Genomic DNA, 24,895 nt, shown 5'->3' with positions numbered 1-24,895 from the left:
ATTGTAATTCTAAAAAAACAGTTTTATTCCATTTTAGGTGCTCAATTTTTGCCACATATGCCAAGGATAAAGTATGTCTCATCAAAAATATATCTCCATTCGCGGTGCACGTGAGCATAATCTTAAAAATATTGATCTTGATCTGCCTCGTGACAAACTCATCGTTATAACAGGACTTTCTGGATCAGGGAAATCATCCTTAGCGTTTGATACAATTTACGCTGAAGGACAACGCCGCTATGTCGAAAGCCTTTCAGCTTATGCACGCCAATTTTTGGAAGTCATGCAAAAACCCGATGTCGACCGCATAGACGGTCTCTCTCCAGCTATCTCCATTGAACAAAAAACAACCAGCCGCAATCCTCGTTCAACAGTAGGCACTGTTACTGAAATCCATGACTACATGCGCCTTCTCTTTGCTCGTATTGGCATTCCTCATTCTCCTGCAACAGGACTTCCTATTGAAAGCCAGACAGTAAGCCAAATGGTGGATCAAATTATGTCCTTACCAGAAGGAATGCGAATTTTTATTATGGCACCCTTAGTGCGAGGACGAAAGGGAGAATATAAAAAAGAGCTAACAGAACTTTTAAAAAGAGGATTTCAACGCGCTAAAGTTGATGGCAAATTTTATGAAATCCCTGACATTCCACCTCTGGATAAAAAATATAAACACGACATCGATGTCGTGGTAGACCGCATTGTTGTACAGAAAGATATCACCTCTCGCTTGGCTGATAGTATAGAAACCTGTTTACAACTAGCCAATGGACTTGCCATTGCTGAAATGGCAGACCAACCCTTGACACAAAAAGAAACGACAAAGGAATCTGCTCATAAATCAAAAAATGATACACACAAACGGATCATTTTTTCAGAAAAATTTTCCTGCCCTGTATCGGGTTTCTCTATCCCTGAAATCGAACCACGCCTTTTTTCGTTCAATAATCCTTTTGGCGCCTGTCCTCTCTGCGATGGACTGGGCATCAAAAAAGCAATAGATCCACTGAAAATTGTGCCCAATAAAAATCTTACCTTCAAGAATGGCGCCATTGCCCCTTGGGCTAAATCAGATTCACTTTACTATAAACAAACCTTAGAAGCATTAGGAAAAGCTTACGGTTTCAAACTCACAGATCAATGGTGTGAACTCTCTAATGAAGCACAACAAGCTATTCTCTACGGTACAAAAAGAGATGAAATTTCTTTTATTTATAAAAATCATTCTGGTTCGCATAAAACGACCCAACCTTTTGAAGGAATTATCCCTAATATGGAGAGACGCTGGAAAGAAACCGATTCTGCTTGGTCTCGAGAAGAAATCGAACGCTATATGTCTTCTTCGCCCTGCCCAGCTTGTCATGGTTATCGTTTAAAACCAGAAGCACTTGCTGTAAAAATCAATGGAATGCATATTGGGCAAATATCAGATCTTTCCATCTCAAAAGCAGATGATTGGTTTGCCAATGTTCATCAATATCTCACAGAAAAACAACGTAATATCTCCGTACGTATTTTAAAAGAAATTCGCGAACGCTTGGCTTTTTTAAATCATGTAGGATTGGAATATCTTACCTTGTCTCGAAATTCAGGAACACTTTCAGGGGGAGAAAGCCAACGCATTCGGTTAGCATCCCAAATTGGTTCTGGTCTTACAGGCGTTCTTTATATTTTAGATGAACCATCTATCGGTTTACACCAACGCGATAATGAACGCCTTTTGGAAATGCTGCGCCATTTGCGCAATCTTGGCAATACAGTTATTGTTGTTGAACATGATGAAGATGCTATCCTCACAGCAGACTATGTTGTCGATATGGGCCCTGCCGCGGGCGTTCATGGTGGAGAAATCATAGCGCAAGGAACACCGCAGGAAATTATAGAAAATTCAGCCTCTCTTACAGGCCAATACCTTGCAGGAAAAATGGCTGTTAGAATGCCGACAGAGCGACGAAAAATATCAAAAACGAAAACACTTAAAGTCATTGGCGCAAAAGGCAATAACCTCAAAAATATCAATGCGAACATTCCTCTTGGAACATTCACATGCATAACCGGTGTTTCTGGAGGAGGAAAATCAACATTTCTTATTGAAACGCTTTTCAAAGCAGCATCACATCATATCATGGGCTCTCATCACAGCCCCGCCAGCTATGATAAAATTGAAGGGTTAGAATTTCTTGATAAAGTCATCGATATCAACCAATCCCCTATTGGACGCACTCCACGCTCTAATCCCGCAACCTATACAGGCGCTTTTACACCAATTCGTGAGTGGTTTGCCGATCTTCCAGAATCAAAAGCGCGCGGTTATAAAGCTGGGCGTTTTTCATTTAATGTTAAAGGAGGACGCTGCGAAGCATGTCAAGGCGATGGAGTCATCAAAATTGAAATGCACTTTTTACCTGATGTCTATGTTACTTGCGATGTCTGTAAAGGAAAACGCTATAACCGAGAAACACTAGAAATAAAATTCAAAGGACAGTCTATAGCCGATATTTTGGATATGACAATTGAAAAGGCAGAGGAATTTTTCCAAGCTATTCCCGCTATTCATAATAAAATGGAAACTCTCATTAAAGTAGGATTGGGTTACATAAAAGTAGGACAGCAAGCAACCACACTTTCTGGTGGGGAAGCACAACGTGTAAAACTTGCGAAAGAACTTTCTCGTAAAACAACGGGACGTACACTCTATATTTTGGATGAACCGACAACAGGTTTACATTTTCACGATATTTCCAAACTTCTTGAAGTGCTTCATGAACTAGTCGAGCAAGGTAACACAGTCATCGTCATTGAACATAACCTTGATGTTATAAAGACAGCCGACTGGATTATTGATTTGGGACCAGAAGGTGGAGATCGCGGTGGTGAAATTGTTGCAATTGGACGCCCTGAAGACATCATTAAGGTTCCCGCTTCTTATACGGGAAAATTTCTAAAAGATGTTTTACTGCGCCCATCTCTTTATAATTCCAATTCTTAGAAACGCTTTCCATTGTAAAATACAGCATACTAACAAAGCCTGTACTTTTATTATTACTTGTAAACCAACACCTAATTCCAGTGGTGCAACATGTTTGAAGCAAAGACTAAAAACAATTTAGCGCTTTATAAGCTGTTTCAGTTGTCGTATTGCCAAATAAGAATGCGCGCATAATTGCATATTTATTCTCTGTTTTGTTTATAGCTGAAACGACCAGACAGCCTAATTTTGGCAGAATACGAAGTTTTAAGGGTATAACCCAATTCCCATATTTAACATCTTCTTTTAATTCATCTTGACGGCTTTCAAAAGCATCCGCAGCAATATTGTTTAAATAATGAAGATTGCGCATTGCTTCACGCTTTTGTTTATCGCATTCTTTAATAGGATTACATTCCTCACGAAGGGACACAACACCCCAAACGGAATATATTTGCGTTGCCAATTCACACATCTGTTTCAAAGAAATATTTCTCAACACTCCCTAAGCCCATTTCACGACATCACCCGAGAATGGGAAATTGATTATTATACACCATCATCTATGAAGGAGCGTAATCGGCATCATCACACTCTTTTCCAATATTGTCCCATCCATACCCTTTAATATTGCAACAACCTTTGGTTATCGAAAGCTTTCATAAAAGGCATTTTTAGTCATTTTTTCAAATATTTTTATCCACACGCTCGTATCTCTTGATAAACAAAGATATAATTTGATTGATTTACTATAAGAAGATCTAAAATGAGAAAATCTTACGTTATTAGAATTCCTCACTCAATATGGGAAACGTCTAATTATTGTTATAAATAAAGGCATTATATAACAAAAAAGAAACCAAATACTCTTATTATATTATTTTGATTCGTTTACAAGGATAGTAAGCTTTTTCCAAAACAATAATATTTCACTTTATTATACAAAAAAGTTCTCCTCCAAGAGTATATAGTGTCATCATTTATGACTTTTTGTGCACAAACTATCTGTTGGACATCTTACAGTTGCCAATATAATGTGATGCAGTCTAAAAAGACAAAATAACGTTGGAGATAATTTCAGCATGAAAAAAATTGAAGCCATTATAAAACCTTTCAAACTTGATGAAGTGAAAGAAGCGCTTCAAAAAATTGGATTACATGGTATTACAGTAACAGAAGCGAAAGGTTTTGGTCGTCAAAGGGAACATACAGAACTTTATCGTGGCACGAAATATGTTGTTGACTTTCTACCTAAAGTAAAGATCGAAATTGTCGTGTCCGATGACAAACTAGAACAAACTGTTGATGCAATACGTAAAGCAGCTCAAACCAAACATATAGGAGATGGAAAAATATTTGTCTTTTCCATTGATGATGCAATTCGTATAGGCACGGACGAAACCGGTATCGATGCTCTTTAATAAATAACGAGAAAATTCACTTTTTTATCTACCTCAACGTCACATTAAGGAAATTGAATATGACAACCGCATCAGATATTATCAAACAGATTACAGACAACGAAATCCGTTTTGTTGATTTACGTTTTACTGATCCACGAGGAAAATTGCATCACATTACAATGGATATCGCAGAGATCAGCGAGGATACTTTTAGTGATGGTGTCATGTTTGATGGTTCTTCAATTGCTGGTTGGAAAACAATTAATGAATCTGACATGGTTTTAATGCCAGATCCTGGAACAGCACATATTGATCCTTTTTTTGCTCAATCTACTTTAGTCATATTTTGTGACGTACTTGATCCTGTCTCTGGAGAGTTTTATCGTAGAGATCCTCGTTCTATCGCCAAAAGGGCCGAAGTTTATATGAAATCTTTAGGCATTGGAGATACAATCAATGTAGGTCCAGAAGCGGAGTTTTTTATCTTTGATGATGTGCGCTATAAAACAGACCCTTACAACACAGGATTTAAACTCGATTCAAGTGAACTTCCTTCTAATGATGATATGGAATATGAAACAGGCAATCTAGGACATCGCCCACGAATGAAGGGAGGTTACCTTCCTGTTCCGCCGATTGATTCTTGCCAAGATATGCGTTCTGAAATGCTCACAGCACTCAAAGATATGGGGGTACAGGTCGAAAAACACCATCACGAAGTAGCAGCAGGCCAACATGAATTGGGTATTCGTTTTGATACACTTGTTCGCGAGGCTGACAAGATGCAAATTTTTAAATATGTCGTGCATCAAATAGCAAACAGTTATGGAAAAACAGCAACCTTCATGCCAAAACCAGTTTTTGGTGATAATGGGTCAGGAATGCATGTTCACTTCTCCATTTGGAAAGATGGCAAACCCATTTTTGCAGGAAATGAATATGCCGGACTATCAGAAACCTGTCTGTTTTTTATCGGTGGTGTTATTAAGCACGCAAAAGCAATAAATGCTTTTACCAACCCATCCACAAACTCCTATAAACGTTTGGTTCCTGGTTATGAAGCTCCTGTTCTTCTTGCCTATTCTGCACGTAATCGTTCCGCATCTTGCCGTATTCCAATGAGTTCCTCACCAAACTCAAAACGTGTAGAAGTACGTTTTCCAGACCCAACAGCCAATCCCTATTTGGCATTTTCCGCTCTCTTAATGGCTGGTCTTGACGGTATCAAAAACAAAATTCACCCTGGACATGCTATGGATAAAGACCTTTATGATCTTCCCTTAAAAGAACTCAAAGACATCCCTACCGTTTCAAGAAGTTTGCGTGAAGCACTTGAAGCACTCGACAAAGATCGTGGCTTTCTTAAAGCTGGCGATGTTTTTGATGATGATCAGATTAATTCCTTCATTCAAATAAAGATGCAAGAAGTTTTGCGCTACGAAACAACGCCTCATCCTATTGAATTTGATATGTACTATTCCGTTTAAACAATCAATACGCACTCTTTTGGTATTTAAAATGGAGGCAAAAGCCTCCATTTTTGTGGATATTCTTCTCATGCAAAAGCACAAGAGGCTTTCTGCTCATCTGCTTTTCCTTTATAATGTGTTGAATCTCTTCAAATGAATTAACAAGGTTTCTAATGCCGCGAATTTATTTTCTCGTTCCCGTTCTTTTATGCAATGTCTTTATCACATCAACAACTCAAGCACATACGATTACAAACCAAAAACTCATAACCCTTGAACAAGCAACATCTGCTTATAGTGAAGCACTTAAAAATGCCGATGCAAATACCATCTTAAATGCTATCCCTCCCCAAGTCATCAACCGCTTAACTGCCCAGAAAAATCTCAGTAAATCACAATTTAGACAAATCATGAAAAGCCAAATAGAACAGTTGGCAGAAAGTTACAAGATTGAAACGATCAACATTGATCAAAAACAAAAACGTGAAGGTACCCTTGATAATGGTACCCCTTATTTTGTTATACCCGTAGAGCTTGTAACCACAACAAGTTCTGGAAAAAAATGCTCTATTCAAACTGAAATTATTGCCCTTCTTCAAAATAACCAATGGTATTTTATCCGTGGTAATGACGAAGCAATCTTAAACATAACCAATGAAATATTTCCTGGACTTGAAAAAGTAAAAACCAATCCTCAAAAAATCACAAAAATACTGTAATGAGAAAAAGCACAAGGAAACAAAAAAATCTTATAAACAAGTTGTAACAATTGTAGCAGCAGCCTTAAATTCAACTTTTTTATGAGCACGACGTGCGATTGTTTCTTTATCTATTCCCCATTGTTCCATCATCCAATCTTCATCTAAATGGGCAATAGACCAAGCATGATCAGCATCAATGTTTCCCGCAGCAACAGCAAGAGCAATGAGAGCAGATCCCGTTAATGTTGTCATCATATGAAGTGCAGCAAGCATATAAGCAGACTCAACGCTTCGTAAATAATGACTCACAGCTTGAAGTGCTTCTGGTGATTGTTCCACATGCATCAGCCCTTCTGTCAAATAAAACCGTGCACCCAATTTTTCTTCAGCCCAATCTAATAAAGGATCCCATTGTGCAGATTGTTTTTGCACCAACTCTTTAGGTGTCTGTGCACGATAAAAGATCATATCACATGCAACGAAACGCAATAAATCTTCAAAAACCGCCTGCATATCATCAGCGATACCATCAATAACAGTATTAACCAAACGCGTCATCGGCATTTTTGCAGGATCAACAACGTGCTTTTGGTTCTCAAATTCCTGAGCAACATATTCAGCAAACACTTCTGTTGGCACATGAAAATGACGCCTTGCGGGCGTTTTTACAGGACGTTCATCCAACAAAATCGTAAAGCCGCCCTCCTCACAAGCGATCTTCACTTGCTTATAAAACCGTTTTGGGTGTGATTGGAATGAAAGATTTTGAACCTTTTGAACAGAACTCTTCTTATTCAATGGCATATCAACATGATCCAAAATCTCACGCATATTTGTTTACCTCTGATCTTTTCAAAAAAAACGACTGTTTCTTTAGGTTCTGTAGCTTGAATAAGGTTTAATCTGACCTTCTTAACGATTCCAAAGAAGAAAAAAATCTTACCAATCTCAATCTGATTTAAGAGTTATATTTCATGTTTCTTTTACAAACAAGACAATGATGATTGCCTTTTATATATTTAATACAATCATAATAGTAAAACAATTTCTAAAAGTATTATCTTAATTAAGAAGTTAAACATATTGAGTTTTATGGCAAAGATGTTCATGCCTTACCAATTTGCTTATTATTCACCTACAATAGTATTATCAATATGAACAGATTCAAAAACGCTGCTCATCCAAAAAATGATAGAGCAGTACGGTTTACGTGTCATTCACCTTCGCTTAACCATTTCAATAATTCTCTAACATATCCAATAAATACCCTGCATAGAATTTTTCTGCTCAATTACTCCCCTAAAAGACGCTGTTTTACGGCATGATAGAATAATGAACAGACAAAATTATAATTGTAAATTTTCTTTCATATATACATTATTTTATAAAGCACTAAATTACTTAACGCATTGTTCTTGATATACTCTATCATATCACACTAATTTAAATTTAGTCGCATAATTAAAAGAATAGAGATTATGTAATCTGAAAATAATGCTTTTATCTATACACTTGGCCCTGCAGATACTAACTGTGCAGCAGCAACACAGTGGTGGCTTGACAATCACAATAAAAATATTTTGTCCACTGACTCGAGATCCCGTATTATATAATACGCAACTCTTGAAGAAGCATTTAATGAACTTGCTCAAAAAAAAGATGCTTATCTCTTAAGTTGTGCTGCTTACCCTGATTTGCATACACTCATATTTACCCGTTTAGGTGATATGCAATTATTTGACAGCTTTATCATGCCTACTCACTCTATGGTTTTAGCTAAACGCAATAACGCTGATGAAATTAAAACCATAGCGTCTCATCCTGCCCCGCAATCTCTGGTAGCTCATCAATATGACAAAGTATTTGCCAACAGCAATGCTGATGCAGCCGTTCTTTGTAAGGCTGAAAAAGCAGATGCTTGTATCACAACATCGGTTGCGGCAAATCGCTATAGGCTGAGTATTGTCGAAAATTTTGGACAAGTGCCAATGGCCTTTTTGCTCCACTCACTAAAGTCAACTCATCATGAAAAAATCTGAAGCGCTTCTTTCCATTGTTAACTTGGTTGACAAATTCCGTATGCGCCAAGAACGAGATGGGAGCATTAAAGAACCAACTTCAGCAGATAATAATATGATCAATGAATTGATCACTCTGCTGAACCACCATGCCAATATTCTTGACGGATTATCTCCAAAACTTTTAGCGACCACTTCTGATGATCTTCATCAGTGGATGATCAGCGGTTTAACGACCCCTCCTAAATTTGATAACACTTTGGCTGCTTTCAAAGCCCCATTACCAGATGCGCCCTTGTTTTTCTTGGCTCCAATGCGTGCAACAAATGGACCTGATCCAGAAGGATTCCGGCTGGAATTAGTTACAGGATATCGTCATGAAACGGCCTATCTTGCTGACGCCTCAAAATATACAAATAATTATGTATCACCATTTCAATGTATAAAAATGGGAATAGCATCAAGAGGTTTTTTAGAAGGCAATTGCATTGTTCTATTCCCAGAATCTGTAGCAGCTGCTCAAAAAATTGATAAGCAAGCATTTGCTTTGTTTTTTTTCAGTAAATTCTTTGATATTTACAACAAGCAAACAATTGTGGAAGCTGAACGTTTACTCGGTCGAGATAGTAAATTCCTGTTCGGTCAATTGCATAGTCGTAACTTATCTAAAGAAGACATTTACGATGCTCGCTGTTTGTGGGGCTATTATCATGACTATGCACATCATACCGGACCGCGGCCATTGGATAAAAATCTGTATATAAAATTAAATTGGTTTACAGGTCTTCTAGAAGAAACTAAAGTTGATTTAATTACAGTGCGTATTATGCTACAAAATCATCCAAAATTTTGGAAAGAAACAACTGAATTTGTTCTATTAAAACGCATATTTCGTTAGCCAAAAAGTTCTGATCAGCATATGACATTCGATGCTGGCACAGGTGTCTTGCTTTTTGAAATATTGATGCAAAACAAAGCATTGATTGAAATAAATCAAGGTTATCTTCAATTTGATTTGGAGCGTCTTGAAAAAGTAATAGTATTGATGATAGCAGATATAGAAACACTTGAAGCATTAAATTTAGATGACGCTTATTTGGCAGGAGCTAAGGATTATATCCAAAATAATCTTGGAAAACCACAGACTTCAAAGTCACGATTTAATTTTTCAACATCATCTTATGCACAGTACATTATTAGGGGATTAAATCATTGAGTTTCTTAAAAGGACAGTTATTCTTATTTACCTTTGCTATTCTAGCATTGTTTTCCATAAGTTGGTTATTATCTAAGAATTTGGTTAGCAATATACCCGTCATGCATGCGGTTGGACTTAGGTTGTTTGCCACCGCAGCCACCTTATGGCTGATTGCAGTATTTCGTGAGAAAGCTGTTTTCAGATCCCTACCATTGCTTTCCATGATACCTTCTTTTTTAATTCTCTCAGTGTTAGGATTTTCGCTGTATTTTGTATGCAGCTTTGGTGCATTAAAATCGCTCAAAGCCAGTGATTTAACTATGGTTCTCGCTACTATTCCAGGGATTACTTATATATTAGGTGCATTGACAAATGTCCTTAAATTCTCATGGCTGAAGTTTAGCGGAGTGATAATTGTCAGTGTAGCAGCTATAGCATTTAATATAAACAGTGGAGAAGGTGGATATTATAACCTAATAGGAATAGCTCTTGCTTTAACAGCAGCACTTTCTTACTCTGCTTATGGCTTATTGTCTAAACGTTATCTTAAAAATTTACCTTTGCTCACCTCACTGGCTTGGATCACAACAATTTCTGTCGCATCATTTATGCCATTATTTATTTTTGATCCTGCCCCACTCTTATATCTTAAGTTAGAAGATATATTTAAAATATTGATTTTAGGAACTGTTTGCTCGGCACCAGTTTACGTATTATATCAAAAAGTTTTAGCCGAAGGAGGCGTATTATACGCCAATACTATCGGCGTATTATCCCCTTTTGCAGTGGTTGCATGTGAATGGATAATCGGCTCGAGCCCTTCTCTCAATATGATCAAAATAATTGCTATGATTGTAGTTGTTATAGGGATGACACTCTTATTTATAGATGCATCAAAGGTATCTACATGGCAACAGAAACGTCGTGCCCAAAATTCCAAATTTAATGAGGAAACAAAATGAAAAAACTCGCGTTAGTTTGCCAGCGCAATGCAAAACTACCATTTATATTTGAAGCAGCACAAGCAGCTAATATCGAATTAATAATGATCTATGATACCGCTGAAAGCGCTCCCACTCAACACCCCGCAGCAGTCACTTCAACTTGGCAACTTCCTGTTTTTGATAACCCAGAGGCAGCTCTAGACACTTTTGCAACGGGAGCAAAAGAACGCAATATTTCTGGGATTATGACCCTTCGCGAAGAAGCTATCCTATGGACAGCTTTGGCTGCAAAAAAAATCAATACTCCAAGTATTGAACCAGAAGTAGCAGCATTAACCCGAAATAAATATCTCATGCGTCAAGCTTTTGCTAAAGCAGGCTTAAGAACACCAGGATTCTTTTATATAGATCATCCAGAAGACCTATCAAAAACACATGCCTTAGACTATCCGCTCGTTATTAAACCCGTCTCTGGATGGGCAAGTACAGGCGTCATGTTAGCTAAAAATTCCGCTGAACTTTCTGATCTCATTAAAGCCGTATGGAATGTTCAGCATAAAGACATGGCACGTTTTAATGATAAAAGTAAACCTGTAGGTTTAATCGTAGAACAGTATTTGCCAGGAAAAGAGTTTGTCGTAGAATGCTTTGTTGATACAGCAGGTGTACATGTTCTGTCCGTTGGAGACAAGGGACAGCCTGAGGGACCATGGTTTGAAGAAACAATTTATCGTCAACGCTGTGATATAGATGATCCTTTAATTATTGCTTTATGTGAGGCTGCATGCTCTGGAGTTAAAGCTCTTGGTATAAATATGGGGGCTGCCCATGTAGAACTACGCTTAGATGCCAATAACTTACCCTATATCATTGAGATCGGTGCTCGTATAGGTGGATCAGGTGTTTCCCATTTTATTGTGGAGCAAGGTACAGGAATTTCATTTGCAAAACTCTGTATGAATGCCGCTTTAGCTGAACAAACCCCAGACCTTCCCGATATACTCCCAGCTGAAAAAGTGGCGGCAAATTATATTATTCCTCTTCATGGGTATGGACGCTTCTCTGGATTTTTAGGTCTCGATAAGGTCGTACAACATCCACAAACTAGCAGAACTATCATTTTCTTTGAAACGGATCATATTTCACCACCGCCACCAGCATTTGGTGGATATCCCGGTTTTATTTTCTCTGTTCATGCCTCAAACGAAGAAGCACGCAATTACCACAAATGGCTCGATGACACCTTAAGCATCATATGGCAAAATATTGATTTATAATGATAATTTATCTTTATTCATATTGAATAAGAACCCCGATATTGTAGGATTTTCTCATTTTAAATCTGTTTATCAGATGGACAAATTTTTTAAAGCATTTGAGAAATGCTATAGCAGATAAAAATAAATCAACATGATATTTTCATATTTATTAAAGCACATGGTACCATTATTAAAAAATTCTGCACAAACAATGGTTTTAATTCCGATAATAGAACAAGACTTTGAAAATCACATTTATTATTTTTAAAAAGATGGCTTAAAAATGATAGCGCAATCCACCAGAAAAACGAATTCCAGAAAAACCTGCCTTGGTTAACGTGTGCTGATAGCTAAGATCACTGTAAAGTGTGACTTTAGAAGAAAACTGTGAATTGACACCCAAGCCAACTTCTAAGGAAGAACCAAAAGAACTCAACTGAAAAACATCTTTAAAATGCACAAATTGTTCTTTACCAAAACAATGAGCAAGATGAATATTGCCATAAAAAGAAGTGATACGATCCTTTTCAGAGGCTGTAAATGTTTTACTTAAACGCCCACCAACACGCATAAACCATTGATCTATTTTTTTCATCTCAACATCAAATCCGTCAATATCACGAAACTTATCAAATTGCAGATGTTGATAAATAAGCTGAAATTGCGGATCAAAAATAAGACCTTCACGTCCTATCATAGACACTTTACCAGCAGAAAAAGAAACGTTGAGAGGTTTTGCTTTTAATGTCGCCGTCTTACCCCAAACATGGCTACGCACATCCCCTTTAAACAAGCCATAAGATAAAAGACCGTCTACGTAAAAATCAGTGTTGTGTTCCACACTAGCGTATGCCGTAAATGACCATTTATTAAATGTACTCTTTTGACTTTGTTCCACATTATGAGGTTGTAAGGAAAGTTTTCCATAGGTTCCCATAATCCCAAAAGATGTCGTATTATGTGCACTCTCTACCGTTTTAAACAAAAGATTTGTTTCTATAGCGTTATAATCAACACGTCCATCGTACCCATATTTAAGTGTAGAAAGATCTGAGATATAACGATAATGCCCACCATAACCGTGAACAGATAAAGAAAAATTCTCTTCGTTTTTTAATAATTTACGAGGAATAGACCGCGTAGCTTGCAACTGCTTTTGTTGATGACTAATATCCATAAGTCCAACATGAAATAAAACATTTGGTAACAAAAGATAGGTCGAAACTTGTGGAACAACCTCTCTGACCTTTAATGCAGAAGGAGGAATAGCAGACACCTCTAAAGCAGGCTGAATATATTTACTTTCAAGGCGGAAATCCCAAAAATCTCCATCTCCTTCAACCAATCTTTGAGAAGTTTGTGCATTTCCAAGAGCAGAAGCTGGACCATAAGCATGAAGATAATATTGGTAAGGCAAACCCTCTAATGCGATATAAGGACGATCTAACTGAAAAGAATCCTCTGCCGCTTTTCCAGAAACCTGAATAAGTGAAATACTATGAGCATTTTCACCGGTTGCTATCTCACCCTGATTTCCTGAAACAAATTGCACATAAACTGTCGTTTTTCCAGAAACATCACCATGTATCAAAAGCCGATCAGTTTTTTTATTATCGAGCAAACCTTCACGACTGCGGTATGTATTGAGATAAATATCTGCCCTCTCTTGCGCACTATAAACTTCTTTCTCTCCCTTCCCAATATAAAGCGTCTGATACTCCTGAAACATTGGTGTCTCAAAAGCAATAAAACTATCAGAAAGTTTTACAAATGAAATAGACGAACTTGTAGGGTTTGCAACTTGTGAAGCTATCGCTCTTCTTTTTGTCAAAAACCATTTTGATCCCCCTGTTAAATAAAGCTCAGCAATAGAATCATCGGCAACACGAGTCCCTCCTATCAATGAAGAAGAATTAGCCAAAATCGCTACACTTCCCCCCTTTTCAGCTGTTAATAATAAGTCACCAAAAATTTTTGTACCTTCTGTTACTCCAATATAAATACGACTGTTATGACTATGAACAGCTGTCCCATCTGGAACCTCAAAAATCGTCCTTTTCAAAAAGACAAGCCCCTGTTCATATGCATCATTTTCCCCATCCCTCTCAAAATACATACCATGTTTGTTACCGATTGCTTTAATTGTTGAATCTTCAATATTAACCCGTGAAATTAAAATATTTCCTTCCCTGCCATTATTGGATGGTGTGTTAGAATCTTGTCCAACTGTTAAAACATGAACATCCGTAGAAATAATATTCGTATTTTTTACATAAACAGAACCCTGATGTTTTACATTGAAAACTGTATGTGTAATTTTTCCATTTGTATTTTCTTTGTCTTCTGTTTTTTGATATTTTGAAGCAATGGTAACACCATCTAAAGTCGCACTCCCCGCTCTCCCCACATAAAGCGCAGCAGCATCATTCACATCAATAAATCCACTTTTCATCTGAATACCCGCCTTAGCACTAACGAAAAGAGCACTCTCTCGACCGATACCCTGACCTTCCACTTTAATTTTTGTATTCGTTAACGTAACAGATGCTCCTAGATTCTCTGCATAAGCAGCTATCTGAGAAGATTCAATTGTTCCACGATCAACCTCAATCATTCCACTATCAGCTTTAAGACCTATTGATACATTTTTAAAAGCTGAATCGCTCAAAACAACTTTTCCTCCTCGTGATACCACAGCACCATAAATATCTTCTACACCTGCAGTCCCTTCAACCTCTACACGCATTGCCTCAATAACTGTATTTGGCTCCTGTACGACTATAGCAGAAGGCAACATGTGAGAACGACCATCGCCATTCTTTTCTTTAACAAATGCCGTGAATTTATATACTTTATCACTAATTGTATGCTTTGAACCATCACTGCATCCGTAAGGTAATTTGTTTTCATCACATGACAGTGATACAAATGAATGAGAATGTGCCTCAATATTTATGTTTAACAAAAAAGAAAAAATAGCTGCTGTAAAAACACACGAATATAAGCGATTTTTAGATGCTTTGCTTATCATTGTTTTTTAAAACTTTCTTTTTCTCAACAAACACAAAAAATGCTGGTACAAAAATAAATCACAAATTAAATACGATAAGAATAAAATAAACAAAGTGATTTTATTATTTTTATGATAAATGATAGGGTCTTATAATATGTTTTGTATTTTATGTAAAGAAAGAACAAACAGTTTTAAGATACCATTTAGGATTACGATCTCTTAAAGAATTACCCCCTAAAAGTTCTGAGAACTGTAATATAAGCGCCAGACAACTAAACCACAACAAAAACCTAAGGAACTGTAAGCCATCTAACAAAAAATTGAATAAATAAACAAAACCTCTCTTAATGCCCTATCATCAATATTTAGAATTAATCAATGAGCTACTTTAGAACATATCATCTCAAAATAGATCATAAAACGAAAAGCTATTTACATCAAAATTACCTGCATAACACTTTCATATCCTCTGATAAAATCTAAATACAATAAAACACTCACTCTCCTGTAAAAAACATCAAAATCATTTCTATAAAAGCAATTTATTTATGATCGTTAAAGAAGGTATTTTAGCAAAGCTATTCTTTGCCATTTTTTATATTGAATAACCTTCTCCAAACAATAACTCACCATCCCCCAATATTATTATCATCTGACAATAACACATCACTAAGCTAGTCTCTGATGAATATAACTATATCGAGGATAAAAGAGCTGCATTTTTACTCCCTCTCCCCATTAATATTTTCATTGAATTATTACTTGAAAGTTGAATATATTTTACTGTCAATGATCACTTTTTCAATTTTTTTTATTTTCTGGCGTTTGTTATCATTTTCAAAACGTAACATCAAATCTCGCTCTTATTTTGTCGAATTGGTTACTCTAAAAGTATCATTGTCCATAACCTGCTGATACCCTGCTACCATTAAATTGACTAAAAATGAATCACTTCGCAGTGCTGATGAAAAATAAATTCCCTTTGAATCCTGTAGTTTGTACCCACAACCTGCTTTAGTCATGCACTCATAAATTGCTACAAATTCACTTGCACGCGAATCCATATTTTCAGAAGAAACATAGAATGGTTTCTAGCCACATTTTAACAGTGCTTGTTGAACCATAGATTTATTGACACTGGGCGTTTCCCCATAATGCCAACGTCGATGGAGGAGATTTGCTAACACATCCCGCAAAGTTTAACAAAGTTATAGCACTCAATAATTTCAATTTTTTTTATTTTTCCCCTTCTCTCAATATTCACGATAAAAAAGCTTATAAGCCTGTGCTAATATTTTTTCGCATGTAAGATGGTTAGTCCATTGAAAAACAATCCCGCCTCCCCCCATGCGAGAACAAGAATATAAAGATTATTGATTACAAACAGCATCAATATTTAAGGTTGACATTCTGGTTGCTCTTTATGCTCTTCACAATGAGGACTATTCAAGCGCCTCTCTACACTTCGCTGAGGAATAACAGCATCAGGCTGACAAATTGGAAGATTTTCATACTTTTCACACCACTTCACCCTTCCCAATTTATCTTGAAAACCTGCTTGTATCATGCATGCATTCACAGACTCCTCAGCATTGAATTTCTCATCAGTAGTTGTTTCTGTATCAAGACGACCATCAAGATGCTGTATTCCACATTCTAACAGAGCTTTTTTGATCTCAATTTGATCAGCACCAGACTTTTCCCATGCATCTACAGCTGTTCGAGAAGGCTGCTCTGGGTAACATCCAGCCATAACAAATAAGGTCATCCCGCTGAATAATTTTAAAATCTGCTTCATTTTCCTGTCCTTGAATAATTTGATATTATGAAACAATCCATAAATTACTGTACATGCTGCTTTTTCACTTCCAAAACAATGATGAACATTATCAACCTATATTATTTTATCTTTCCGAAGATTATGCCGTAATTATTATATCAAAAATACGGTAAAATTATTACTAAAATCATATGTCTAACAATGATATGCTTATAATTATTATCAATATTTTGATTACAATCAAAATAGATATTTTTATATTATTGCGCCAACAGTTGTGGTACCCATAAATAAATAGCATTGACATGCTGAATTAAGGTCCCCTCACGCACAAGCATGAGAAACATGAAGATAGGGATCGAGATCATTACCAGCAAAAATTAAGGCTGACATTCAGGTGCGGTTTTATATTTTTTACAAAACGGGCTGTTCAAACGCTTCTTGACACTTCGTTGTGGGATAACAGCACCAAGACAACAAATGGAGAGATTTTCATCTTTATAAGATATAACACCAATATAATCCTCCCCATTTGTAGTGAAGTTTTGCTTGAAACATGCAAGCATCAATAGAAGCCTTTGCATTGATACTTAAAACTTTTTATTTTCTGGAAAGACATCATAAGGGGGGCATTCCACACTCTAACAGTGCTTTTCCTATCTCAGTAAAATCTTCATCTGGATTCTCCCATGCAGTCAAGTATCCTGCAAGAGACTTCCTAAACTGGCAACCAATTATGACGAATAGAGCTAAGACACTCAATAAGTTTAAAGTTCATTTCATTTTTTCTTCCTTAAATTGTCAGCATGCTGTACTGCATAAACAGCTGCTTCTTCACAGAAAAGTAAAGATGCTATTGAAGGAAACATGGACCTTGCACGTCCAACACAATGTTGCCAGCTGTCCCCCAAATGGATAAGACGGTTGTGGTATGCACTTCAAATTTATTGAAAGATTTCTCGTGTAAAAACTGTTTGCCAACGATTGTTGTTGGTTGTAGTGTTCTTGAGCACCTTTTATGGCAATATTGAATAATTTTACACCCGTAATACAGTTGCGGAGTGCATTTTCCCACCTCCACTTGTGATAAAAATTACTCTCGTATCAATATTATAAAAAATAAGTTTGATCCTTACTCTTGTGAGCACAATAACAACAAGAGACGTAAAACTGTCACACGTTCATTGTTCTCTTTAATTTACTTTTCCTATGAGATTTTATTGTAATACCTTGCTGCTCTTTATTAAAGTTTTTGCAAACACAATGATACAATACCTCTAATGACTTTGTTATCCACTATTTTCTACCAACGCCAATTCTCTTTGAGAAAAAATAATAGAAATAAAAAACTTCAACCCTTCTTTTCAAGAAAAGACATAAAGAACTTTATCTTCGCTTCTAAAAGAGATAGTAGTTTCCTAAACAACAAAATTTAAACAGCCAATTTTTTTAAGAGCTAAAAAAAAACAAATCTTACAATAACTTCTCTTGTGAAACAGAACTTCATTAATACGTTTAGAAAAAGATATCTGCCTATAATCTTGTATCTGGTAAAATCTATTTGCGCTGTTAGGCATTTTAACCTGAAAGACTTATATTGATGGCACAGCTCACCATCAAAAAACGCCTAATATTTATATGATTTTGTCGTTACCGTAAGCAATGGCTCACAAAAACTTCCAAAGCAAAATAATAACGAGCAGATTTTTTCAATCTAGATTGTTCTAACCTTTAGAGAATAACAATCAAACATCTGTTTTCCTGATGACATCAGCTATTTGTTTTGAGCTTTATCTCTATTCACATTTTATTGCTGTTTCTTTTTCTTAAAATTATAAAGTTTAAGTGCATAGAAACAAACAACAAGCCAAGCAATCCAACTAACACCTATAATTAAAACCGGTCGTGTCTCATCAAAATACCATAAGAGAATAAAAATAAAAACCATAAATAAAATAGAAAAAATCGACCCTATTGGCCAAAATGGAATGGGAAATTTTAAACCATTCTGTGCTTCTTTAGGCATCTTAATTCGCATAAAAAATTGTGAAAGTAAAATCATCATCCAAACAAAAACTGTCGCAAATGTTGCCATTGCGGCAATAAGAAAAAAAAGCTTTTCATGGTAAAAATAATTAAGGACAGCACCAAGAAGAAAGATACCAAAGATCATTAAAATAACAAAAACTGGTATACCATTTTTTGATAAATATTGAAACTTTTTTAAAGCATAACCTTCCTGCGATAAACCATGGATCATACGACAAGCACCATACATTCCACTATTCATTGCTGAAATAGCCGCTGTAACAACAACAATATTTAAAATATTTGCTGCATACGAAATCCCAAGATTTTCAAAAATAGATACAAAAGGGCTATCCATAAGACCAATCTCATTCCAAGGATAAAGAGACATTAAAATAGCTAACGTCATGACGTAAAAAAGCAAAATACGAACTGGAGTAGAATTAATTGCCTTTGAAATCGTTTGATGAGGGTTTTGAACTTCCATAACTGCCATGCCAATAATTTCTATGCCACCAAAAGCAAAAACAACAACACTAAAGCAAGCTAAAAAACCAAACCAACCATTGGGAAAAAGTCCACCATTTTTCCATAAATTATGAACAGTAACGGTAGAAAAATCTGCCCCTTCCCCCCCCCAAAAAAAAATAATTGCTATTCCTAAAATAATCATCGCAATGATAGCGATAACTTTAATAGAAGATAGCCAAAACTCTAGTTCACCATAGACTTCTACAGCAGCTAAATTAATACCTGTGATGATTAATGTAATACTCAGTGCCCATACCCAAGGAGCAACATCAGGATACCAAAACCCCATATAAGTTGCAAAAGCTGTAATATCAGCCAAACCCACAAGAATCATTTCAAATACATATGTCCATCCCGTTAAAAAACCTGCTAATGGCGATATGTAATTTGCCGCATAACGAGCAAAAGAACCAGGTAATGGATTATGAAGTATCATCTCTCCTAAAGCCCGCATAACCATAAAAATAGCTAAACCAGCAATACAATAAGCAATCAAAACACTGGGACCCGCAAGCTTAATTGCCTGTGCAGACCCATAAAAAAGACCTGTTCCAATAGCAGAGCCAAGAGCTAAAAAAATAACTTGGCGCTTACTCATCCCTCTTTTCAGTTCATTTATTGCCATTTCTTTCCTTACTTTTTGAAATGCTGACACTCCACACCACGATAACAGCTTTATGATAAATAAAGCCTCATGTTTCTTTCACAAATATATTTCAAAAAACATCGAAGACCAGCCCGTCAAACACTTTGCTCTAAACAATGAAAAAATACTTTTATTGCGAATTATTCAGCTTTTATAGCCTGCAATTTTGTATTATTTTATTCAAATAAAGTGATAATGAATTTTTTTATAATTGTCATTTAATTCATTTCGTATTCTCTAGTTTTTTACAGAGAAAATTAATCTTAATGTAATCTAAACTTTTAGGCTTCTATTTCCGTGCACAGAAATAGAAGCCTAAAAATTCATAACAAACGCATTAACTATGCGTACAATTAATTTTTTGTTACTTTAAGAAAACTCTCTTTGAGACCACAAAGCAAACTTTTTACGCCAATTGAATAGCTCAATCAATGATAATACGAATCTCGCAAGCCTTCAAAAGTATGAGAAATTGTATTTACAACCCATTTTTTAAGGACTCCAACTGTCTTAAAGATAAACTTTCCAATGGAAAAAAAATATGCGCTAAAAATAGAATCTTTGACTGTTGGCCCAATAATAGCATTCTCCTTATCTTCAGGATTTTGCCCTGAGATAGCAATAAAATCTTTGTTTTTCGCTAAAATCAGAGACTCCTTCTCTTGGGCCACTATTGTAATGAAAACTTCCTCTGGAAAGCCTCCTCTCCTACAATTTGCATGAATCTCAAGAATTTGAGAGAAAAAAATAACTGTTATTGATACACATAATCTAGCACTTTTAAACATTTCTTTCTCCTTTTTTATTTAAAATATCAAAAATGAAATATAAAATTCATAAAGTATTAACAAATAAGAAGAATATACAATAATTTTTTTTATTTTTACTTAATATAATACATATATTATATATTTGTACTTATAAAAATATAATATTACAACATACAATTTGTGAATATTATTTAACTATATTAAAATTTCTGATAGAAATCAGAAAGTATAGGTGCTTTAAATTTATAGTTTCTATAAAATTATGATGCTAAATCAGATCCCTATAAAATAATAAAATATCTAGTTGACTATAAATAACATACATATACATAATTTATTAAATAATTCAAATATAGTATTGATCTTCTATATTTTCATATGAGGAAGTTTCAAAATTCAATATCCGCCCTTCATCATTGTCCTTAAAACAAGTATTATTGAAAACTTAATGAAGGAAAAATTGTTTCTGGTAAAACAGATAATAAGTGCCCTTCGCGCACAAGTATATGAGCTTGATGAAGATCTGGAGCCAGATAGCGATCTTCTTTAAGAGAAGCAACATTTTTGCGTAAACATCCCATAACAGATTGCAAGAAAGTACTTGTTTTTAAAGGTGCACGATATTCAATTCCTTGTGCTGCAACAAGCGTTTCAATGCCAATAAGTGTAAAAAGATTTTCGCTCATTACCAATAACCGACGAGCTCCATGGCAAGCCATTGAAACATGATCTTCTTGATTGGCTGAAGTTGGTGTTGAATCAACGGAAGCAGGATGGGCCATTTGCTTATTTTCAGACATTAAAGCTGCCGCTGTTACTTCAGCAATCATAAAACCTGAATGAAGACCCGCATTATGCGCTAAAAAAGCTGGAAGTCCATAAGAAACTGCTGGATCAACCATAAGAGCAATACGCCGTTGAGAAATAGATCCTATTTCACATAAAGCAAGAGCAATCTGATCAGCAGCAAACGCTACAGGTTCAGCATGAAAATTTCCACCTGATACAACTTCACCATTCCTTAAAATCAATGGATTATCTGTAACAGCATTTGCTTCAATAATCAGTGTTTTTGCTGCTGCCAGCAAAATATCAAAACATGCCCCCATGACCTGTGGCTGGCAACGTATACAATAAGGATCTTGTACACGCTCATCACCCCGTAAATGTGCTGCACGAATTTCTGAATCCTCTACAAGCTTTTCTAATGTTTTCGATACAGCAATCTGCCCATAATGTCCTCGTAAAATATGGATATCAGGATGAAATGGCGCCGTTGATCCCATGATAGCATCTGTCGTCAAAGCCCCGGCCAACAATCCACCACACAATGCCCGATAACCTCGAAAAAGACCGGCAAGTGCAAGGGCTGTTGATGTTTGAGTCCCATTAATAAGAGCTAGACCTTCCTTTGCCTCTAAAATAATAGGGGACAATCCCGCTTTCTCTAATGCAACCGCCCCACTCATACGAATATTTTGAAAAAATGCTTCCCCTTCTCCCATCATAACAGCCGCCATGTGAGCAAGTGGAGCTAGATCACCTGAAGCACCAACAGACCCTTTTTCAGGGATGACAGGAATGACGCCCTTTTCAAGCATATTTTCCAGCAAATTTACCAATTCTAGACGAACTCCTGAAGCTCCTCTTCCTAAAGAGATAAGCTTTAAGCTCATTATCAAACGCACAATATTTTCAGCTAAAGGCTCTCCTACCCCACAACAATGGGACAAAATAAGGTTTCTCTGTAAAACAGCGACATCGTCCGCATCAATTTTAATGGAAGCCAACTTCCCAAAACCAGTATTAATACCGTACACAGGCTCACTTCCAGCAGCAATTTCAGCAATGCGCTGAGCCCCTTTCTCGATAGCTAAATGCGTGTCATTATGAAGTTTACTCACTTCACCATTAAAATAAATAGCTGCAAGCTCACTAAGCGTCACCTCGCTCGGTTTCAGTATAATAGTCATAATTTACTTTCTTTTTTTATCAAAGTATAATGTTTAGCATTATTGATCCTTCTATAAAACAAAAAAAACTATAACGACTCTTTAAAGCGAGAATGCTTTCTTAAAGGTATTCCTTACAATGAAGTCATTATCCAAAAGTAGAATAGTTGACGATAAATGAAAATGAAATATTGACAAACACAACCAAGGTCATGGATTTCAAAAATAGATAACGCATTAATTTATAATCATAATCTAGCATTATTAATATTAAATGAGAGAGCGGAATATCTTAAGACTCTCTCATTCCAAATCTGTGTATGTTGAATCAATCAAAACCATCCGCTTGCACGTCATAAGCGAGATTGTCGTATGGATAAAACTGTACAAAAAAGGACTAAAAACCTCTTTTATAAACCATGTCAAGGACTGTCGCAACATTGGGAAATGACAAAGTGTGTGATGGTGCAGGCTTATTCTTTTATGAAGCGTAAAGATGGAGAGCTCAATGGATTTATCATCAAGCTATTCCTACTAAACTTATAAAAACCTTAAATAGATAGCTGTCACAATCTATCATGATTGCAAAAATTAAACTCTATAGAAAATTAAAAAACTTATTCAACACATCACAACAGAGAAGAAATTGAGCTTTTTTGCTACTTCTAAAATTGTATTTAAAGCGCCAGATTTAAACCTAAAAAGCACATCTTCAATAAAACCACACAAGACTCGCCCTAACCCGTTATTTAAAATAAAAATAAAAGAAGTTTTCTTATATCAAAAAATTTAATTAACATATTGTTTTTATATTATATCTTTAAAAAAGAGAAATGCTCCATATAACATATTTATATTTTACTTTTTTGTTATATTGAATCTGAATTTAGAGATAATTTCAAAATGAGTTGTTTTTTAAAGGTGCTTCCAAGCCATTACCTTTTTTACTACAAATTTCTGATTATGATAATTTTTTGTACTTTTTCAGTTGTTTTTGTCAAAGTTTATTAAAAACACTCTCATTTAATAATAAAAAACAATCATAAAAACAAAGAATTATCAAATATTTCTATTCAATCTACCTCTTCTTATTTTATAAAATAATCTGTTGTTAAACTGCAGTAAAGAAAGCGCTTCGATACTATAATGCAGTGCATAAATTTTCTATTTAAATTCTCTCATATCAAGTAAACAATGAAAATCAGACGTAATAAGATGTCAACGTGAATGCTGAAGAAAAAAACGTCCCCCTCAAAACCTGCCTTAATAAGGCGTTAATTTCCTGAATACCGCCCACTCTGATGTGCTAAAAGAGCAAAAGCAATCATCGATATGGGATTATCCTGCATACATATAGAGCTCACTTCGATACAAAAGCTCCAAATTGCCTTGCACTTCATATTTCTTTATCAATGCGACCAATTGCCGCAAATATTCTTCCCCATAGCAAGCAATAGCGCGTTGCGCTTGCGTTGAAGAGCGGCTCATTCCAATAAAAGCTTCAGATGGGATCATCATCGTCCAATTATGCGTATGAAAAAAAATCTTTTCCGGATCTACCCCAAAGCCATCACTCATTTCCTGTAAAAAATCAAAATTACGATAATAACGGGAATAGTTCGGACTCATTTTTTCTAACAAGGTCTCATAAGCCTCTAGAAATTCGCTATGCTTGAAATCGCGATTATTTTGAATAACTGCCATGACACCATTGGCTCGAAGTTGATCTGAAACAGAACAAAGCAACTTAGGACGCTCCATCCACTGAAACGCTTGCGCTGCAATGACAAGATCAACCTCGCCAATTTGAGGCAAAAGCTCTTCGGCACGGCCATGATACCACTGCACTGTAGGAAATTTTTTTCGCCCCTGCTTAATCATATCTGCCGATACATCGATAGCATGATATTGGTGCTCATTTCCTAAAAATTTAACAATTCCCTCTAATGCGATGCCTGTCCCAGCACCCACATCCACAATGGACAAATGCTTTTTGTTCTTAAAAGGATGGAGCATGGTTTTAAATAAAGTAAGGGGATAGCGAGGACGATAACGATCATAATCATTAGCCAATCCATCAAACTTTTCACTTTGCCGCTGAACACTTTCTATCATAGGACTTTCACCCTCCTTCTCAATTACTACCATACATAATTAAAAAGCCTTTTTTATCCAATGTATTAAACATAACTTCTAAAGGAGGAAAATAAGAACT

The 24,895-nt window shown here is 35.9% G+C and carries 17 protein-coding genes and 2 pseudogenes; 9 read left to right on the top strand and 10 right to left on the bottom strand.

The window, feature by feature from the left end; translation table 11 throughout:
- The first annotated feature begins 73 nt into the window (after positions 1 to 73).
- The gene (gene uvrA, locus ACFIJL_RS02715; RefSeq protein ID WP_375622379.1) at positions 74 to 2,989 is read left to right on the top strand and encodes an excinuclease ABC subunit UvrA; all 2,916 of its coding nucleotides are present in this window, start codon (positions 74 to 76) and stop codon (positions 2,987 to 2,989) included.
- 106 nt (positions 2,990 to 3,095) lie between these two features.
- Here the strand turns inward: uvrA and ACFIJL_RS02710 are convergent, their stop codons facing one another.
- A complete protein-coding gene (locus ACFIJL_RS02710; RefSeq protein ID WP_375622378.1) occupies positions 3,096 to 3,467 on the bottom strand; it encodes a hypothetical protein in 372 nt (123 codons plus the stop codon).
- Between the two features lie 583 nt (positions 3,468 to 4,050).
- Between ACFIJL_RS02710 and ACFIJL_RS02705 the strand changes: the two genes are divergently transcribed.
- From ACFIJL_RS02705 to ACFIJL_RS02695, 3 genes are all read left to right on the top strand, one after another.
- Positions 4,051 to 4,389 carry a P-II family nitrogen regulator gene (locus ACFIJL_RS02705; protein WP_375606671.1) on the top strand — a complete coding sequence of 113 codons (339 nt, stop codon included), beginning with the start codon at positions 4,051 to 4,053 and terminating at the stop codon, positions 4,387 to 4,389.
- Positions 4,390 to 4,448: 59 nt separating this feature from the next.
- Positions 4,449 to 5,858 carry a type I glutamate--ammonia ligase gene (glnA, locus tag ACFIJL_RS02700; RefSeq protein WP_375622377.1) on the top strand — a complete coding sequence of 470 codons (1,410 nt, stop codon included), beginning with the start codon at positions 4,449 to 4,451 and terminating at the stop codon, positions 5,856 to 5,858.
- A 155-nt stretch (positions 5,859 to 6,013) separates the two neighbouring features.
- The gene (locus tag ACFIJL_RS02695) at positions 6,014 to 6,559 is read left to right on the top strand and encodes a hypothetical protein (protein WP_375622376.1); all 546 of its coding nucleotides are present in this window, start codon (positions 6,014 to 6,016) and stop codon (positions 6,557 to 6,559) included.
- A gap of 30 nt (positions 6,560 to 6,589) precedes the next feature.
- Here the strand turns inward: ACFIJL_RS02695 and ACFIJL_RS02690 are convergent, their stop codons facing one another.
- Positions 6,590 to 7,372 carry an ATP12 family chaperone protein gene (locus ACFIJL_RS02690; protein ID WP_375622375.1) on the bottom strand — a complete coding sequence of 261 codons (783 nt, stop codon included), beginning with the start codon at positions 7,370 to 7,372 and terminating at the stop codon, positions 6,590 to 6,592.
- Positions 7,373 to 8,268: 896 nt separating this feature from the next.
- Between ACFIJL_RS02690 and ACFIJL_RS02685 the strand changes: the two genes are divergently transcribed.
- The 5 genes from ACFIJL_RS02685 to ACFIJL_RS02665 are packed head-to-tail and all read left to right on the top strand — an operon-like array spanning position 8,269 to position 11,978.
- Positions 8,269 to 8,580, top strand: a complete 312-nt coding sequence (locus tag ACFIJL_RS02685; protein WP_375611511.1) for a prephenate dehydratase domain-containing protein — start codon at positions 8,269 to 8,271, stop codon at positions 8,578 to 8,580.
- Positions 8,567 to 9,457 (top strand): DUF6421 family protein, encoded by an 891-nt coding sequence (locus ACFIJL_RS02680; RefSeq protein ID WP_375622374.1) that lies wholly within the window; start codon positions 8,567 to 8,569, stop codon positions 9,455 to 9,457. Before ACFIJL_RS02685 ends, ACFIJL_RS02680 begins: the two co-directional genes overlap by 14 nt.
- A gap of 21 nt (positions 9,458 to 9,478) precedes the next feature.
- Positions 9,479 to 9,775 carry a hypothetical protein gene (locus ACFIJL_RS02675; protein ID WP_375622373.1) on the top strand — a complete coding sequence of 99 codons (297 nt, stop codon included), beginning with the start codon at positions 9,479 to 9,481 and terminating at the stop codon, positions 9,773 to 9,775.
- Positions 9,772 to 10,719: a DMT family transporter gene (locus tag ACFIJL_RS02670; RefSeq protein ID WP_375622372.1), complete on the top strand. Its 948-nt coding sequence runs from the start codon at positions 9,772 to 9,774 to the stop codon at positions 10,717 to 10,719. Before ACFIJL_RS02675 ends, ACFIJL_RS02670 begins: the two co-directional genes overlap by 4 nt.
- The gene (locus ACFIJL_RS02665; protein ID WP_375622371.1) at positions 10,716 to 11,978 is read left to right on the top strand and encodes an acetyl-CoA carboxylase biotin carboxylase subunit family protein; all 1,263 of its coding nucleotides are present in this window, start codon (positions 10,716 to 10,718) and stop codon (positions 11,976 to 11,978) included. The genes ACFIJL_RS02670 and ACFIJL_RS02665 overlap by 4 nt, the downstream gene beginning before the upstream one ends.
- A 259-nt stretch (positions 11,979 to 12,237) precedes the next feature.
- On the opposite strand, the gene ACFIJL_RS02660 is transcribed toward ACFIJL_RS02665, so the two are convergent.
- The 8 genes and pseudogenes from ACFIJL_RS02660 to ACFIJL_RS02625 all read right to left on the bottom strand — a co-directional run bounded on the left by ACFIJL_RS02660 (position 12,238) and on the right by ACFIJL_RS02625 (position 24,795).
- On the bottom strand, positions 12,238 to 14,991 hold the full coding sequence (locus ACFIJL_RS02660) for an autotransporter outer membrane beta-barrel domain-containing protein (RefSeq protein WP_375622370.1): 2,754 nt from the start codon (positions 14,989 to 14,991) through the stop codon (positions 12,238 to 12,240).
- A 740-nt stretch (positions 14,992 to 15,731) separates the two neighbouring features.
- Positions 15,732 to 16,203: pseudogene (locus ACFIJL_RS02655) on the bottom strand (hypothetical protein).
- Between the two features lie 166 nt (positions 16,204 to 16,369).
- Positions 16,370 to 16,771, bottom strand: coding sequence for a hypothetical protein (locus ACFIJL_RS02650; protein WP_375622369.1), 402 nt, complete (start codon positions 16,769 to 16,771; stop codon positions 16,370 to 16,372).
- A 362-nt stretch (positions 16,772 to 17,133) separates the two neighbouring features.
- Positions 17,134 to 17,515, bottom strand: a pseudogene (locus tag ACFIJL_RS02645) (hypothetical protein).
- Positions 17,516 to 18,560: 1,045 nt separating this feature from the next.
- Positions 18,561 to 19,937 (bottom strand): amino acid permease, encoded by a 1,377-nt coding sequence (locus ACFIJL_RS02640; RefSeq protein ID WP_375622368.1) that lies wholly within the window; start codon positions 19,935 to 19,937, stop codon positions 18,561 to 18,563.
- A gap of 449 nt (positions 19,938 to 20,386) precedes the next feature.
- A complete protein-coding gene (locus ACFIJL_RS02635) occupies positions 20,387 to 20,746 on the bottom strand; it encodes a hypothetical protein (RefSeq protein ID WP_375622367.1) in 360 nt (119 codons plus the stop codon).
- 416 nt (positions 20,747 to 21,162) lie between these two features.
- Positions 21,163 to 22,701: a histidine ammonia-lyase gene (gene hutH / locus ACFIJL_RS02630; protein ID WP_375622366.1), complete on the bottom strand. Its 1,539-nt coding sequence runs from the start codon at positions 22,699 to 22,701 to the stop codon at positions 21,163 to 21,165.
- Between the two features lie 1,317 nt (positions 22,702 to 24,018).
- On the bottom strand, positions 24,019 to 24,795 hold the full coding sequence (locus ACFIJL_RS02625) for a class I SAM-dependent methyltransferase (RefSeq protein ID WP_375622365.1): 777 nt from the start codon (positions 24,793 to 24,795) through the stop codon (positions 24,019 to 24,021).
- Positions 24,796 to 24,895: the final 100 nt, after the last annotated feature.

The sequence above is a fragment of the Bartonella sp. TT119HLJHH genome (assembly GCF_042193385.1).
Classification (GTDB): Bacteria; Pseudomonadota; Alphaproteobacteria; order Rhizobiales; family Rhizobiaceae; genus Bartonella.
The sequence above is the reverse complement of the archived record's forward strand: the minus strand, read 5'-3'. Positions and strand labels throughout refer to the sequence as shown.